The sequence below is a fragment of the Geobacillus sp. LEMMY01 genome (genome assembly GCF_002042905.1).
GTDB lineage: Bacteria > Bacillota > Bacilli > Bacillales > Anoxybacillaceae > Geobacillus > Geobacillus proteiniphilus.
The window spans coordinates 56175-71271 of record NZ_MVKA01000012.1; the positions used below are offsets into that span (position 1 = coordinate 56175).

The following is a 15097-nucleotide window of genomic DNA, read 5'->3' on the forward strand; positions in this document are numbered from 1 at the left end:
GAATTTTCTATTAGGAATCAGCGAAAAAAAGCTTGAAATGGGAAAGAAAAAGGGCTAATATGGTGGATGGAGAGATTGTTAATTTTTTGTGACAATCCCTCGACATTTTTTTGGCGGTTAACGTGAATTGTTTCACAAACTTCGCTCAATAAAAACGGGGACCGCAGCAAAAGCTATAACAAATGAATGAGAAAAAATGAAAAAGGGTGGAAGTGATTCAGGTGAGAAAACCAAACGTTGTCATTTTAGGCGCTGGCTATGGCGGGCTCATGACGACCGTTCGCCTGCAAAAGCTCATCGGCGTGAACGAAGCGAACATTACGCTTGTAAACAAGCACGATTACCATTATGAGACGACATGGCTTCATGAGGCATCGGCTGGGACGCTGCACCATGACCGCGTCCGCTATCCGATCAGCGATGTCATCGACCGGAACAAAGTGAAGTTCATCCAAGATACGGTGACGAAAATCGTTCCGAGCGAAAAGAAAGTGTTGCTTGAAAATGGCGAGCTGACGTACGATTACCTTGTCATCGCCCTCGGGTTTGAGTCGGAGACGTTCGGCATCAAAGGCTTGAAAGAATACGCGTTTTCGATCGCGAACGTCGACGCCGCACGGCAAATCCGCGAACATATCGAATACCAGTTTGCGACGTACAACGCGGAAGAGGAAAAGAAAGAGGAGCGATTGACGATCGTCGTCGGCGGGGCGGGATTTACTGGCATTGAATTTTTAGGCGAGCTCGCCAACCGGATGCCGGAGCTGTGCCGCGAGTATGACATCGACCCGCACAAAGTGCGCATCATTTGCGTGGAGGCGGCGCCCACGGCGTTGCCGGGCTTCGATCCGGAGCTCGTCGAGTACGCGGTCAGCCTGCTTGAGCGCAAAGGAGTCGAGTTTCGAATCGGCACGGCGATTAAGGAATGCACGCCGGATGGCATCATTGTCGCCAAAGGTGATGATGTGGAGGAAATTAAAGCCGGCACAGTCATTTGGGCGGCTGGCGTGCGCGGCAGCCGCGTCATCGAGGAATCTGGATTTGAAGCGGCGCGGGCGCGCATTAAAGTGGACCCGTACTTGCGTGTCCCGGGGCATGAAGACATTTTCGTCGTCGGCGACTGTTCGCTCGTGATTGATGAAGAAACGAACCGCCCGTATCCGCCGACGGCGCAAATCGCCATGCAAGAAGGCCAGCTGTGCGCGAAAAACTTGGCGGTGCTCATCCGTGGACAAGGGGAGCTGGAGCCGTTTAAGCCGGATATTAAAGGGACGGTTTGCTCGCTCGGCCATGATGATGCCATCGGCGTCGTGTTCGGCAAAAAGCTGTGGGGCGCCAAAGCGAGCTTCATGAAAAAAGTGATCGACAACCGCGCCTTGTATTTGATCGGCGGTTCGTCGCTTGTGATGAAAAAAGGCAAATTCAAATTTTTCTAATGGAAGCAGGCGCCCGAAACGCAATGGGGCGCCTTTTCTTGTCGGCAAGCGGGGTGGCGGCCGAGGATGAGGCATCCTCTTATCGTCTTGGCGCTTCGGTCAGTCAAGCTGTTCGGCGATATCGCTTTTCCCTTTCCGCCAAACAGGGATCGGCCGCTCGATTGTCGAAATACAAACGGTGCATAACGATAGGGAGAAAAGGATGAGGACGATGGACAACAAACGAGGAAACGTTTGGATTGCGGCGGCCGGACTGGTCATAAACGAGAATGGGGAATGGCTCGTTGTCAAGAAAAAATACAGCGGGCTAAAGGGCAAATGGTCGCTGCCGGCCGGGTTCGTCCAGCCGGGGGAAATGCTCGATGAAGCGGCCGTTCGGGAAGTGAAGGAGGAAACGGGGATCGATGCCGAACCGGTCGCGCTTCTTGGCTTGCGCACCGGCGTCATCGCTGGGGAGATCAGCGACAATATGGCGATTTTTCTTTTGCGCCCGCTCTCGCGCGAGATCGTCGTGCAGACGGATGAGCTGTATGCCGCCGCGTTTTTAAGCAAAACGGCGCTCCAGAATGATCCGAACACATCAGGCTTGCTTCGCTATTTGTTGGCGCTCGAGCCGCCTGTCTCCCTTTCTCTGCATGACGGACTCAATCCCGGCGACCCGTTCGGCTACACGAAATACCGCCTTTACTTTGAATCATCGAAATGAAAAGAATAGTCGAGAAAATCAAAGCAAGTCGTCGATGTATTCGCTTACATGAACGAAAATAGGGAAGAATCGCTGTTTGTTTTTACAGAAAATTTTGATATATTAACAAAAAAAGAAACGGAGGGGAACATCGATGACAAAAACATTGACAATGAACGACTGCCCGTACTGCGAGGGGCACGGATACGTTCAGCTGCTCTTGGGCGGATCGGAAACGTGCTACGGCTGCCAAGGAACGGGAAGCGATCACGAAGAGGATGACGACCATTGACGTTCGTCTGAGGACATGAAACATCGTTTGGAACCAATCAGGCGATCATGAAAGAAGAGAACGAACATTGACGGTCATCCGCCCGATCCAGTACACTGAAAACGGGTGTACGGGAGGTGAAGGGCGGATGCAAATGAGTTTGCCGGTTGTTTTGATTTCGATGGTTTTATTTTTTGTGTTGTTTTTTGGCATTGCGTTTTTGGTGAATATGTTGTTGCGTATGACATGGATTACGGCGATCTGCTTTCCATTGATTGCGGTTTTCATTATTGATGATGTGCCGTTAACGCGCTATTTCACCGCACCGTCCGAGGCGTTCGCCGCGCTCGGCCGGAAAATCACTTCGCTGGCGGCGGCGGATCTGTTGATTTTGTCAAGCGGCTTTGCCGGCGCTCTTTGCGCCGGATGGGCGATCCGCACGCTGCGGGCCAAAGGATATCAAATGTTTTAGAGCGTCTCTGCCTTGGGCAGAGGCGTTTTTTTTTGTGAACAGCGCTGATGAGCGCCCGAGCGGATCACAACGTCGGTTCGCGGATGTTTTTGGCAAAACGCACAAGCTTTACGCTCGGTTTTCACAATGAGGCCGTTCATGGACGGTTTTGAGCCAACGGTTTTTTCGTTTTTTTGTCTCATTCGCAATGAATATTTCGATTTTGGATGGAGATAAATAGAGGTGTGAGAGGAGTTGAGAGCATTGAATGGGTTTAGGCAGTTCGTGCGCCGAACCGCGATGACGCTGCTGTTTTTGGCGGCGCTCTTTGCGACATTCGAGTCCGTTTCCGGGGTTGACGCGAAGACGGTTCTCCATCCCTTTCCCAGCGCTTTATCGATGGATCATCAGCCCATTTGGGGAATGAAAGAGCTCGCGAAAAACGGGGGCCGCTCCGTTCCGCGGCTTGAGGATCATTTTGACTGGTCAAAATATCCATCCGTTGAAGTGGTCGCCACCGGCTATACGGCCGGCATTGAATCGACTGGAAAAACGCCCGATCACCCTGAGTATGGCATCACGTACTCCGGCGTCCGCGTCAAACGCGATCTTTATTCGACGATTGCGGCGGATTTAACCGTGTTTCCGATCGGCACGATTTTGTTCATCCCCGGATACGGGTTCGGCGTCGTCGCCGACAAAGGCGGGGCGATCAAAGGCCATCGCATTGACTTATACTATGAAACCGTCGAAGATGTATATAAATATTGGGGAAAACGAAAAGTCAACGTCTATATCGTGCAAAAAGGCGATGGCACGCTGTCAGAGGAAGAGTTGAAGCGGCTGAACGAAGATGAAACGATGCAAGTGTTTCGTCAACAATATTTGGAATCGAAAAGTTGAAAGAGGGCTCCCGCCCGTCAGCCACAAAGGAGCGGATCGCTGTCGTCAGCGGGAGGGAACAGAGCCGGATGCAAAAGCGGCGCCAATTTTTTTAATCCGACCAAGAGGCGCGGAGACGGACGGCAATAGAGCGATTCTTCTAAAATGTGGATGTTCCCGGTGCGGACCGCCTCGGCCTGTTGGGCGTGCGGGCGCGCCGTGACGGCTTTCGGGCTCATTTTTTTTGTCTGCACGCCGACCCAAACGAGCAAGATGTGCGACGGATTGCGGGCGAGAACGTCGTCCCATTCCGTTTGAACGCTCGCTTGCGGGACGTCGGAGAAAATGTTGCGCCCGCCGGCGAGCTCACTTAGTTCGCTCAGCCAGTTGGCGCCGCCCGGTGTGAAGATCGGCCGCGGCCACCATTCCCAATAAAGGCGGGCCGGTTCAGCCGATGCGGCCCGCTCGCGATGCCAATCAAGCACGTCATGATAGCGGCGGACAAGTTCAGCCGCTTTTTTCGTTTCGCCAAGCGCCTCGCCAAGCTGAAGAAGGTCGTTGGCAATGTCATCGAGCGAATGGGGCGCCAGCACGAGATGCGGGAGCCCGCGCCGTTTGAGCTCCTCGACGTTGCGCTCCATGCCGGGCACGCTTAGGGATGCGACGACGAGATCCGGTTTGAGCGCCTCGACTTGATCCATATCAATGCGCAGATCCGGCCCGACTTTCGGCAGCCGCTTCACTTCCGGCGGCCAGTCGGACGAATCGTCGACGGCGACGACATCGTCAAGGCGGCCGAGATAGGCGAGCAGTTCGGTGTTGCTTGGACAAAGGGAAACGATTCTCATCAGCGTCGGTCCTTTCTAAATCATCGTGATGATTACGGATTCGCCTTGCCCCGCGTGATTTCCTGTCTGATTCGGCTGATTTTTTTGAGTGAACGCAAGGAGAGAAAGTTAGATAGTCGAAAGAATGGCTTTGCTTCGCTATAATGAAGGTGGGAATGAATCACCATGGAAAGGGATGAGACGATGTTTACGGTAAAACCTTTGCCGTCGGTGGAGGAACGGGATGAAGCGCTTGTCATCGGTTTGTTTGAAGGGGCGAATTCATGGAGCGGCCTTGCCGGCGAATACGATGCCCGTCTTGGCGGACGGCTGTCGGAACTGCAGAAAGAAGGCGATATTTCCGCGAAGCGGGGGCGCATCGCCAGCGTTCATCCATTTTTGCCGACGGGGGCGAAGCGGCTCTACTTCGTCGGCCTTGGCAAAAAAGAAGAGTTGACGTTTGAGCGGCTGCGCGAGGTGTTCGGCAAGCTGTTTCGCACGTTGAAGCAGGCGAAGCGGACGAAAGCGGCGGTCGCGCTGGACACGTTTACGACCGAGGCCGTCGATGGAAACGAAGCGGCGCACGCCTTGGCGGAAGCGTATCATTTGGCGACGTATGAATTCCCTGGGTATAAGCAGAAAAAGTCAGAACCGGATTACCAGCTCGAATCGCTCATCGTCTACACGGCGGCCGAAGCGGCGGAAATTGAGGCGAGCTTGTTTGTCGGCTCGGTATACGGGAAGGCGACGAATTCGGCGCGCACGCTCGTCAATACGCCGGGGAATTTGCTGACGGCGTCGGATTTGGCTGATTATGCCGTGAAGCTCGCGAACCGGTACGATTTTGACTATGAAATTTTGGAGAAAGAAGATATGGAGCGGCTCGGCATGGGAGCGCTTTTGGCCGTCAACCAAGGATCGAAACAGCCGCCCAAACTGATCGTCTTAAAATATCAAGGAAAAGAGCAATGGGAAAACGTGATCGCTCTCGTCGGCAAAGGGGTGACGTTTGATACGGGCGGCTATTGTTTGAAGCCGCGCGACAGCATGGTTGACATGAAAACCGATATGGCCGGCGCGGCAGCGGTGCTCGGGGCGATGGAAGCCATCGGCGAACTGCGGCCGGAACAAAACGTGCTCGCCGTCATTCCGGCGACCGACAATATGATCAGCGGCGAGGCGTTCAAGCCGGACGATGTCATTACGTCGCTGTCCGGAAAAACGATTGAAGTGAAAAACACTGATGCGGAAGGACGGCTCATTTTGGCCGATGCGGTAACCTATGCGAAACAGCACGGCGCCAGCTATATCATCGATGTCGCTACGTTAACGGGCGGAGTGATCGTCGCCTTGGGCACGGACAAAACGGGCGCGATGACGAACAATGAGGAGCTGTTTGAGCAATTGCTTGAAGCGTCGATGGAAACCGGGGAGTTCATTTGGCGGCTGCCAATTACAGAAAACGACCGCGAGCGAGTGCGAAGCAGCAAAATCGCCGACTTGAACAATTCTCCGGGGCGGGAAGGACACGCCATTATGGGTGGGGCGTTCATTGGCGAATTTGCGGAAGATACACCGTAGGTGCATTTGGATATCGCCGGCACGGCCGCCACAAAGAAAGACGGCGACCTCGGTCCGGCTGGGGCGACGGGCGTGATGGTGCGCACGCTCACCGCGTTTGTCGAACGGTTTGAATAAAACGAACGCCGGCAGGCCGATCGACAGGCGCTGCCTTGGCGCAGAGGCGCCCAGTGTGAAGGCGGTATGCCGGCAGCGAACGAGCCGAAGCGAACGTGCATAGCTTTGGCTTTCTTTTGGCACGCTACATAGTACATAACAGGAAAAGCGAACAAAATGTAAAGTTAGTGTAAATCTATTGTAAATTTTCTCTTTTTGTATTGTAAATGGATTTTAAATTGTTACAATAAGTAGCGGTGATTTTGATTCCGCAAATGGAGGGTGTCCGATATGATTTTTTCGCCGAAAAAAGACGTTTTTTTTGATATGCTGTTCACCATTTCGGAAAACGTCAAAGAAGCGGCACAATATTTTGTCGAGTATAAAATTCAAAGCGTCAGCGACTTAAAAGAATTTGCCCGCGTAATGAAAGAGTATGAACGAAAGGGCGATTCATTCATCCATGAACTGGTCGTCCAATTGAACAAAACGTTCATTACGCCGATCGAGCGGGAAGACATCCACCAGTTGGCGATGAAAATGGACGATGTGCTTGATGGGTTTGAGCAATGTTCGGCGCGGTTTGAAATGTTTTCGTTCACGGCCATCGATGAACATATGGTGAAATTTTTTGACTATATTTATCAAAGCACGATCGAAATTGTTCACGCCCTCGAGCTGCTTGCGAACAAAAAATTGCTCGATATGCGCCAGCATGCCATTAAAATCAAGGACTATGAAACGAAGTGCGACGAAATTTTGCGCGCGTCGATCAAAAACTTGTTTGTGACGCAAAAAGACCCGATTAAAATCATTCAATACAAAGAGCTTTACGAAATGTTGGAAGAGATTGCCGACAGTTGTGAAGATGTCGCCAATACGTTAGAGACGATTATCATGCGCAACGCATAAAAAGGGGACGTTATTTTTATGGATACGATCCTGATTTTAACGATCTGCATCGTCATTTTCGCATTGGCGTTTGACTTTATCAACGGCTTCCACGATACGGCCAACGCCATTGCCACATCGGTGTCGACAAGGGCGCTTACGCCGCGTCAAGCCATTATTTTGGCTGCGACGATGAACTTTATCGGTGCGCTCACCTTTACCGGCGTCGCGAAAACGATTACGAAAGACATTGTCGATCCGTTTGCGCTAGAAAATGGACCGCTCATTATTTTAGCAGCGTTGACATCAGCAATTGCCTGGAACTTGATCACGTGGTATTACGGCATTCCGAGCAGCTCTTCGCACGCGATCATCGGTTCGGTCGCCGGGGCGGCGATTTCCGCGGCTGGGGTTGGGATTTTGAATTATGGCGGGTTTTTGAAAATTTTACAATCGCTGATTCTTTCCCCGTTTTTGGCGTTAGGGGTCGGCTTTATCATTATGAGCATTTTTCGCTTTATCTTTAAAAACGCCAACTTATACAGCACGACGAGGGGCTTTCGGATGTTTCAAATTGTGACGGCGGCGTTTCAGGCGTATACGCACGGAACAAACGACGCTCAAAAAGCGATGGGGATCATTACGATGGCGTTAATCGCCGGCGGATACCACGCGACGACCGACATTCCTGAATGGGTGCGCATCTCTGCCGCTTTGGCCATGGGGTTGGGAACGGCTGTCGGCGGGTGGAAGATCATTAAAACGGTGGGTGGAAAAATTATGAAAATCCGCCCGATCAACGGGGCGGCGGCCGATTTGTCGTCCGCACTCGTCATTCTTTCGGCGACGATGTTCCACTTGCCGGTCAGCACGACGCACGTCATTTCCTCCGCCATCATGGGGGTTGGCGCCGCCCAACGGGTGAAAGGCGTCAAATGGGGCGTCGCTCGCCGCATTGTGCTGACATGGATCATCACCTTGCCAGTGTCAGCGTTGATTGCTGGGTTTGTGTACCAGATCCTTCGTTTATTCTTCTAATCCATGATCCAGGGTTTCCAAACAAAAAGCGCGCCTGTTTTTGGCAACAGGCGCGCTTTTCGCGTTTAGGCGGCCGGGCGGCCGGCAGCTGAGGAGCGTTGAATCGCCCGGCAAATCCTTGGGGCGATCAAGCCGGCGACGATCGATAAGAGGATGTCTTTGGGCAGCGGGGCAAGCATCCAGCCCCACACCATACCGTACGAAAGTCCTTCCGGCGCCTCTGCCCATAGTTTGTACGCCATGTACATCCAGTTCGTGCCGATGACATAGTTGATGACCATGCCGACCAAGGCGGCGGTGACGAAACGAGCCTTGGACGCCGGCTGCGGGCCGCGGTTGATGACCCATCCGGTCGCATAAGCGGCAACGATAAAGGAAAGAATGAAGCCAAATGTCGGTTGGAAAATCATCGACAGTCCGCCTTCGAATTTGGCAAACACCGGCACGCCGGCGAGGCCGACGAGCATATACACAATCATGGCCACCGCACCGAGCCGCCGCCCTAACACCGCGCCGGCAAGGACGCAGAAAAACGTTTGCAGCGTAATGGGAACACCGCCGACGACAAGAAACGGCGCCCACGACGTAATGTTCGCCCCGATTGCCATTAAGGCGACGAACATGGCGGCGAGCGTCATGTCAATCGGTCGAAGCGAAGTCCGTCGTCCCATATGTAAACCTCCTTTTTTTGTTCGTTAACAAAATCGTACCGAACAACCGCTAGGCTGTCAATCCTCTTTTTTCGGCGGATGATAAAGCGGCTTGGGGGGATGATAAGAAAAACGACTCCTCGAGCGCTTCATGCGGACAACGCGGCGAGGAGCGTGAAAGGAGGTCTTGTCAATGGATCGATTCGTGCCGGATGAGGAGCTGAAGCGGACAAGCAAAATGGGAGCGAACGAAGACATCATCCACACAAGCAAACACGACGAAGGCTACGATTTGCGCACCCCGGCGGAAATCGGCAAGCGGCAGCCGACGGATGAAAACGGCAATGCGTAAAAGAAGGGGCGCGGATGGATGGGAAAGAAAAACGTCTTGGACCGCTCCGCGCCTCGAAAAAGCCGGAGGATCGAGCGAAAAAAGATGGCCGCCTCCCAATCGTGTTCCCTTAGAGTGGTCTTGTCGTTCTGATAAAATGCTGGGGGCTCGAATGTGTTACTCATTTTTCAGTGGTTTTTTCGGCATGAAAGGAATAGAAGGAAACGAATTGATTGATTTTTATGAATAAATGCCTATTTTTGATATGATAATAAAGTTCCTTTTTTTTTTTTTATTTACAGTAAAATTTTAATTGTAAATATATAGTTGTTTTACCATAACATGTTCTTGTTAAACGATTGAGAATGAGGGGGTGGTGAAAAAAGGTGGTAAACTAAATTATTTTAGAATCAAAAAGTACTGGATTTGGTTTCTTTTTTATTAAATCACCAGCCTCCTAGAAAGACGGTGATATGATACAAAAGAAAGTCAAAAACGGGTTCTTCTTCATGGAATTGATTAAGGAGAATCTTTATGACAGTTTATACTGTTCACCTTGTTCTTTTCTCCGTCATTATTTCTGATTAACTATTATCAAAGCATAAACATGAAAAAGGACGAATATCCGGATTATATCTTTTGGACTCTCTATTTGTTGGTCGTCGTTTGCTTGACGGTCATCTGCTGATCGGTTCGACAAATCCTCTTTAGTGTTGTTTGCATGTCTGCCGTTTCTGTTGGCCTTGGATATTGGCTGATTGCGAAAAATGAAAGCATTCGATATTTTTACAACCTTGGGATTCCCACAACGTTTATTGGCCTTTCACTGCTTGTTCACGTCATTCCGCTATTCGTCTGTTTGTTCCGTTCTCTATATACATGCACTTTAAAGTAATGACTTCTGTATGAACACCTTTTTTCATGGCTATATGGATGCATTATAGTCAAGAAACATTAGTTAATCATTGGGGGAATGATTGATGAGGAAAATACTTTATTTGATCATTGCTATGAGTTTATTTTTTATACCATTTAAAGTTTCAATAGCAGGCGCTGAAACACAATCAGATCAGGAGGGAAAAGAGGAAGCATTAACAACAGTGGAAGATATATATAGAACTTCGTATAAAGGAGTTGAAATTATTATTAATTCCTCTAACAGTATGATTACACCTGAAAAAATGATCATTGCGAAGAAAGTGATTGATTCAGAATTATTGAATACATCACATGCTTTTATTTTAAACAGCAACCAAGTGAAGCCTCAAGTGATCCCTAACCCAGGAGATGGAACGGTTATCGGAACTAGATATTATTCTTTTGATAACGATACCGCTAAATTTGTAAGCAGTGTATTAAAAACAGGATTAACTGCTATCGCTACATTAGCTGGATATACGTTTGGCCCTGGAGCGGCAACAACCATTGCTTCGATTTGTACATTGGCAGGGGAATATATTAATCTAAAACCATACTGGACAACAGTGAAAATCATACGATATTACAGTGATTATTATGATCAGTATATATATGACGCGTATCACTTTGTCTATAGCGACAGCAAGCGCACCAATCTGAAAAAAGTATTTATTTCCGACGATATGATCAAAACGACGGGCAATGTATTGGATACATTCTGATAGAAGGAGAATCTATTGTCCATGAATCGAAAAAAAAGATTTGTCTTAGCTCTCGCCGTGCTGATGGTCATATTCTTTTTCGTCTACATGTTTGAAGAACAAGTGCTGCGCTTTTTAGACTATAAGGTGGTCAAGCTGACGATGTTGATTTCGTTGATCACCATCATTGTCGGAGATCTCATCTATCGACGCACGTAATCGGATGCGCAATGTGAACGAAAGATGACGCCGGGCGTTGGGTGCCCGGCAAGTTTGTTTAGGCGCCAGACGGCGATGGGACGGTTGCCGTCATTTTGGGGCCGGATTCACAACCGTGTTGATGTGGCTGCTTTGCTTGGCGCGGCCAGGCGCTAACAGCAACGCCGCCTCCAGCGCCGGGCATGGTCTGGAAGCGGCGCTGCCGCGTCGGGCGCGACCGTCTTGAACGGATGTTGGCAGCCGCCAAAGCGGCGAATGCGAAGAGAGAAGGCTGCTTGCCGCCGTTTTTCCCCTTTCGCCCGCCGCCGCGATGGCGAAGGCTATCCGTGAAAAGGCGGAAACATGTTCCAGCGCAAGCCGATGACGAGCTGGCAGCACGGAAACGCGCTTGGCGGCGGCGACAACGTCAGGCGGATGCCGTCGGGATTGAAATACACATCGGTTTTCGAGCGGATGCCAAGCGAGCGGATCAGGCGCTTCACTTCATCCGTTTTTCCTTCTTGGGCGGCCGACATGACCGAGGTCGCAAACGAACGGGATTCGGCCAGTTTTTTCAAAACGGCGGCGGCATCGTTCATCAGCGTCTGCGCCGTGGCGGCGGACTGGGAAAAGAGAGTTGGGTCGATCGGGGGATACGGGCCGGCCGGCATCCGCGGGAAATGAGCGAACATGGCCGCTTGCGCCTCCTTTCCAAAAATGGAATCGATATTACGATATGTGCAAACATCAAAAAAGGAGCGAAACCGAAATGGCGATTTCGCTCCTTCCTTCATTAGTATGAGCGGCGATGTTCGACTAAGTCAATGACCCCTAAAACGAGATGGGCAAGGCCAAAGCCCACAACCGCTCCTGATCATGACGAGTCAATCCGGCGCGCTTGCCGCATGGCGATGCCCGTTGCGGTAACGGCCGCCCCTAACACAGTTGGAATGGCTTCTTCTTTCTTTCGCCTTCATCCACCTATCCTTTTCGGCAAGCAGTCAATTGTTCGCTTGCATCAAAACATGGCAGAAACCATTCCGTTTGTTACAAATAGCGCAACCATAAATAGGCATGTGACAGGAGCAAGGCAATGAGCGTGAGCGGCGCGCCGATTTTCAAAAAATCAACGTACGTAAAGCCATGTCCTTCGCGCGAAGCGATGCCGGCGACAATCACATTCGCCGAGGCGCCGATGAGCGTCCCGTTTCCGCCCAGGCAGGCGCCAAGAGACAAGGCCCACCAAAGCACGTCAATCTGCGGGGCGTCCGGGGATAAGCCCATGCCGACCGCCATATCTTTAATGAGCGGGATCATCGTGGCGACGAACGGGATGTTGTCGATCGTCGCCGAAGCGATGCCGGACAGCCAAAGGATTAAATAGGCAGCCGCGGAAATATCGCCGCCGGTGACGTCGAGCGCTTTTTCGGCCAACGATTGAATCAGGCCGATGTCGACCAGCCCGCCGACCAAGACAAACAATCCGGCGAAAAAGAAGATCGTGACCCATTCGATCGAGTGAAAGACATCTTCTATCTCATGCTCCGGCACGGCGATGAGCATGAGCACGACCGCTCCGGTCATGGCGATGACGGCCGCATCGACATGAATGACAGAATGAAGAATAAAGCCAAGGATGGTCAGCCCGAGCACGGCGACCGATTTGCGCATCAGCTTCGCATCTTGAATGTAGTCGGCATCGCGAAGCTCCATCAGCTTTTGAATCAACTTTGGATCGGTTTGCAGCTGCTTTCGGTAAATCAACGCGAGCAACGCGACAGTCACGATGGCGATCATCGCGACGATCGGTGTTAGGTTGAACAAAAAGGCGTTGAAATCTAAATGCTTGTTCGCCGAGCCGATCATAATGTTCGGCGGGTCGCCGATCAACGTCGCCGTGCCGCCGATGTTGGATAAAAGCACTTCCGAAATGAAATACGGCACCGGGTTGACCTGAAGCATGCGCGTAATTGAAAACGTCACCGGCACGATAAGCAGGACGGTGGTCACGTTGTCCAAAAACGCTGACAGCAGCCCGGCCAACAGTGAAAGCATGACTAAAATGCGGACCGGTCGGCCTTTCGCAAGCTTCGCTGCTTTAATGGCCATATATTGAAAAAAACCGGATTTGCTCGTGATGCCGACTAAAATCATCATCCCGATCAGCAGCGTGATCGTTCCCCATTCAATATGGTGGGTGAACGCTTTCTCCGCATCGACAATGCCGAAAATGATCATGAAAGCGGCGCCGAGCAGCGCGATGACGGCGCGGTTGATTTTTTCGGAAATGATGATCGCGTATGTAATCAGAAAAACCGCAATGGCGAAATCGTACTGAAGGTTGGAAACGCCCACCGCGGAATGATCCATTATTTCTCCTCCTTTTTCCAGTTAGGATTTCGATTCATGAAAATGATTCCCACACGCCGGGCACGTCCAATCACTGTGCTCGCTGGTGGCTTCACGAACATAAAATGTAAATGAACAATGCGGACAAGCGATTTCGCGCACCCGATCCATCAACATCCGCCGCCTCGGTTCGGCTGGAGCATTGGTGTCAATGATCTCGACATGAATGTCTTCGCGCGATTCATCTTCGGCGATCACTTTCCCCTCGGCCTCTTCTTTTGTACGCCACCCGCGGCCGAGCAAGTGCTGCTCGAGCTGGCTGTGTGAGGAATGTTCAAGCATTTCTTCAGCCAGTTTCATGTACTGGCGGTCCGTCAGCCCGCTGAACGGAAGGTTCTTCTTCTGTTTTTTCCAATACGCCCGCAGTTGGTCTTCGGTGAAAATCCATGTGACAATCTGATGAATCACGACATTTTTCATCCCATCCACCCTCCTTTTTCTTGATCATATCATAGAAGGCTGGTGATTTAACAGGAAATGCGGCTCAACAATAGCATTTCTTAAATGGATCAACCTTATAAATGTTACTCTTCTCTTCACTCACGAACCATCGGTTTAGGGGAAATGATTGTTTTTCGCCGATCTTATAGAGGATGGGGGAGAAAAAACGATTGGCTTGAATGGGAAGCGTCCATCCGCCCTTCTTCTTTTTCGCCAAGGCTTTCGTTGATTCCTACGGCATCCGCCTCTTTTTCGCCATTTTCTGAAAAAAGAAATAAACAATCGCTTCTGCGTGATATAATAATAGTAAGACGGACGGCAACAGCGTGCCGGAAAGGGGGGAAGCGACGATGGACAGCCCGCAATATTTGTTTCTCGATTTTGAGTTTACGATGCCCGAGACGAAAACGAGCCCGGACGGGTTTTGCCCGGAAATCATTGAAGTCGGCCTTGTCGCGGTTGTTGACGAGCAAATCGTGAGCCAATTTTCCTCCTATGTGAGGCCGCTCCGCTTTCCGCAGCTCACCGAACGGTGCAAGTCGTTTCTCAATATCACCCAAGAACAAATTGACCGCGGAATGAGTTTTTATGAGTTGGTTTCCTTGCTTCGGCAATATGACCGCGAACGCCCCACGACGGTGATTACGTGGGGGAGCATGGATATGAAAGTGCTCCGGGAAAACTGCCAATCGGCGCAAGCGGAATTCCCATTCACTGGCGAGCACCGTGATTTAGCCATGGAGTATAAGCGGTTTTTCGGCAACAAAAATCAAACCGGATTGCGCAAGGCGGTGCAAGAGTACGGCAATGAGGCGGTTGGAAAAGCCCATTGCGCGCTCGATGATGCGTTCACCGCGTATACGATTTTCCGGCTGGTGGAAAACGACAAAAAATATTTGGCGAAGACAAAGCCGCCGACGATTGGAGAACGGATTGATTTGACCCAGCTGCGAAAAAAATTCGCTTTATAGCCGGCTGCGTTGGCGGCGGCTTTTTTGTGCTATAATGGGAATGGACAATTTTGCGGCAGAAAGGTTGTTTTCGCTATGTGGCCATCGGTGCTGAATTTATTTTTGTACTTTCCGGAGGACAAACGCGAATATATTCCCGCAGCCTTTTCGTTTGCTGTCTTCTTCTTGATGGCGGTGTTCACGATGCGGCTCATCATCGTTATCTCCCGGCGGCAGGAGAAGGAAGCGAAACGGCTCGAAGAACAGTTGCTTGAAAAAAGGGACGAGTCTGGGCAACCGCCGGGGGTATAAACCAGCCTTCCTCCGGCAATACTGGTGGA

The 15097-nt window shown here is 51.0% G+C and carries 17 protein-coding genes and 2 pseudogenes; 13 read left to right on the forward strand and 6 right to left on the reverse strand.

Features of this window, described 5'->3' with window-relative positions; all coding sequences use genetic code 11:
• Nucleotides 1-212: 212 nt before the first annotated feature.
• From B1A75_RS07790 to B1A75_RS07810, 5 genes are all read left to right on the forward strand, one after another.
• On the forward strand, nt 213-1436 hold the full coding sequence (locus B1A75_RS07790) for an NAD(P)/FAD-dependent oxidoreductase (protein WP_074044252.1): 1224 nt from the start codon (nt 213-215) through the stop codon (nt 1434-1436).
• Between the two features lie 211 nt (nt 1437-1647).
• Nucleotides 1648-2142, forward strand: coding sequence for an NUDIX domain-containing protein (locus tag B1A75_RS07795; protein WP_074044251.1), 495 nt, complete (start codon nt 1648-1650; stop codon nt 2140-2142).
• A gap of 133 nt (nt 2143-2275) precedes the next feature.
• Nucleotides 2276-2413 carry a YuiA family protein gene (locus B1A75_RS19830; protein ID WP_161496655.1) on the forward strand — a complete coding sequence of 46 codons (138 nt, stop codon included), beginning with the start codon at nt 2276-2278 and terminating at the stop codon, nt 2411-2413.
• 127 nt (nt 2414-2540) lie between these two features.
• Nucleotides 2541-2864 carry a YuiB family protein gene (locus B1A75_RS07800; protein ID WP_074044225.1) on the forward strand — a complete coding sequence of 108 codons (324 nt, stop codon included), beginning with the start codon at nt 2541-2543 and terminating at the stop codon, nt 2862-2864.
• Nucleotides 2865-3107: 243 nt separating this feature from the next.
• Nucleotides 3108-3746, forward strand: a complete 639-nt coding sequence (locus tag B1A75_RS07810) for a 3D domain-containing protein (protein WP_079936032.1) — start codon at nt 3108-3110, stop codon at nt 3744-3746.
• Nucleotides 3747-3763: 17 nt separating this feature from the next.
• Here B1A75_RS07810 and B1A75_RS07815 read toward each other — a convergent pair whose 3' ends face one another.
• Nucleotides 3764-4573 (reverse strand): cobalamin-binding protein, encoded by an 810-nt coding sequence (locus tag B1A75_RS07815; RefSeq protein WP_079936033.1) that lies wholly within the window; start codon nt 4571-4573, stop codon nt 3764-3766.
• 183 nt (nt 4574-4756) lie between these two features.
• Between B1A75_RS07815 and B1A75_RS07820 the strand changes: the two are divergent.
• The 3 genes and pseudogenes from B1A75_RS07820 to B1A75_RS07830 all read left to right on the forward strand — a co-directional run bounded on the left by B1A75_RS07820 (nt 4757) and on the right by B1A75_RS07830 (nt 8158).
• Nucleotides 4757-6250: pseudogene (locus B1A75_RS07820) on the forward strand (leucyl aminopeptidase).
• Between the two features lie 270 nt (nt 6251-6520).
• On the forward strand, nt 6521-7141 hold the full coding sequence (locus tag B1A75_RS07825) for a DUF47 domain-containing protein (RefSeq protein WP_074044222.1): 621 nt from the start codon (nt 6521-6523) through the stop codon (nt 7139-7141).
• Nucleotides 7142-7159: 18 nt separating this feature from the next.
• Entirely contained in the window at nt 7160-8158 is a 999-nt protein-coding gene (locus B1A75_RS07830; RefSeq protein WP_033010693.1) for an inorganic phosphate transporter, read from the forward strand.
• 65 nt (nt 8159-8223) lie between these two features.
• Here the strand turns inward: B1A75_RS07830 and B1A75_RS07835 are convergent, their stop codons facing one another.
• Nucleotides 8224-8829 carry a biotin transporter BioY gene (locus B1A75_RS07835; RefSeq protein ID WP_074044220.1) on the reverse strand — a complete coding sequence of 202 codons (606 nt, stop codon included), beginning with the start codon at nt 8827-8829 and terminating at the stop codon, nt 8224-8226.
• A 172-nt stretch (nt 8830-9001) separates the two neighbouring features.
• Between B1A75_RS07835 and B1A75_RS19835 the strand changes: the two genes are divergently transcribed.
• From B1A75_RS19835 to B1A75_RS19840, 3 genes are all read left to right on the forward strand, one after another.
• The gene (locus B1A75_RS19835) at nt 9002-9160 is read left to right on the forward strand and encodes a hypothetical protein (RefSeq protein WP_167367380.1); all 159 of its coding nucleotides are present in this window, start codon (nt 9002-9004) and stop codon (nt 9158-9160) included.
• A gap of 959 nt (nt 9161-10119) precedes the next feature.
• Complete coding sequence (locus B1A75_RS07845) at nt 10120-10779, forward strand: hypothetical protein (RefSeq protein ID WP_176202391.1); 660 nt, start codon at nt 10120-10122, stop codon at nt 10777-10779.
• A 21-nt stretch (nt 10780-10800) separates the two neighbouring features.
• On the forward strand, nt 10801-10977 hold the full coding sequence (locus B1A75_RS19840) for a hypothetical protein (RefSeq protein ID WP_167337615.1): 177 nt from the start codon (nt 10801-10803) through the stop codon (nt 10975-10977).
• A 320-nt stretch (nt 10978-11297) separates the two neighbouring features.
• Here B1A75_RS19840 and B1A75_RS07850 read toward each other — a convergent pair whose 3' ends face one another.
• The 4 genes and pseudogenes from B1A75_RS07850 to B1A75_RS07865 form a co-directional block, all read right to left on the reverse strand.
• Nucleotides 11298-11648: a YuzC family spore coat inner layer protein gene (locus tag B1A75_RS07850; protein ID WP_079936041.1), complete on the reverse strand. Its 351-nt coding sequence runs from the start codon at nt 11646-11648 to the stop codon at nt 11298-11300.
• 101 nt (nt 11649-11749) lie between these two features.
• A pseudogene (locus tag B1A75_RS20220) lies at nt 11750-11908 on the reverse strand (asparagine synthase).
• A gap of 95 nt (nt 11909-12003) precedes the next feature.
• Nucleotides 12004-13326: an ArsB/NhaD family transporter gene (locus B1A75_RS07860; protein WP_074044649.1), complete on the reverse strand. Its 1323-nt coding sequence runs from the start codon at nt 13324-13326 to the stop codon at nt 12004-12006.
• A gap of 21 nt (nt 13327-13347) precedes the next feature.
• On the reverse strand, nt 13348-13785 hold the full coding sequence (locus tag B1A75_RS07865) for a hypothetical protein (RefSeq protein ID WP_074044648.1): 438 nt from the start codon (nt 13783-13785) through the stop codon (nt 13348-13350).
• Between the two features lie 371 nt (nt 13786-14156).
• Between B1A75_RS07865 and kapD the strand changes: the two genes are divergently transcribed.
• A complete protein-coding gene (kapD, locus tag B1A75_RS07870) occupies nt 14157-14777 on the forward strand; it encodes a 3'-5' exonuclease KapD (RefSeq protein ID WP_074044647.1) in 621 nt (206 codons plus the stop codon).
• A 75-nt stretch (nt 14778-14852) separates the two neighbouring features.
• Entirely contained in the window at nt 14853-15068 is a 216-nt protein-coding gene (locus B1A75_RS07875) for a hypothetical protein (RefSeq protein ID WP_079936034.1), read from the forward strand.
• Nucleotides 15069-15097 lie beyond the last annotated feature (29 nt).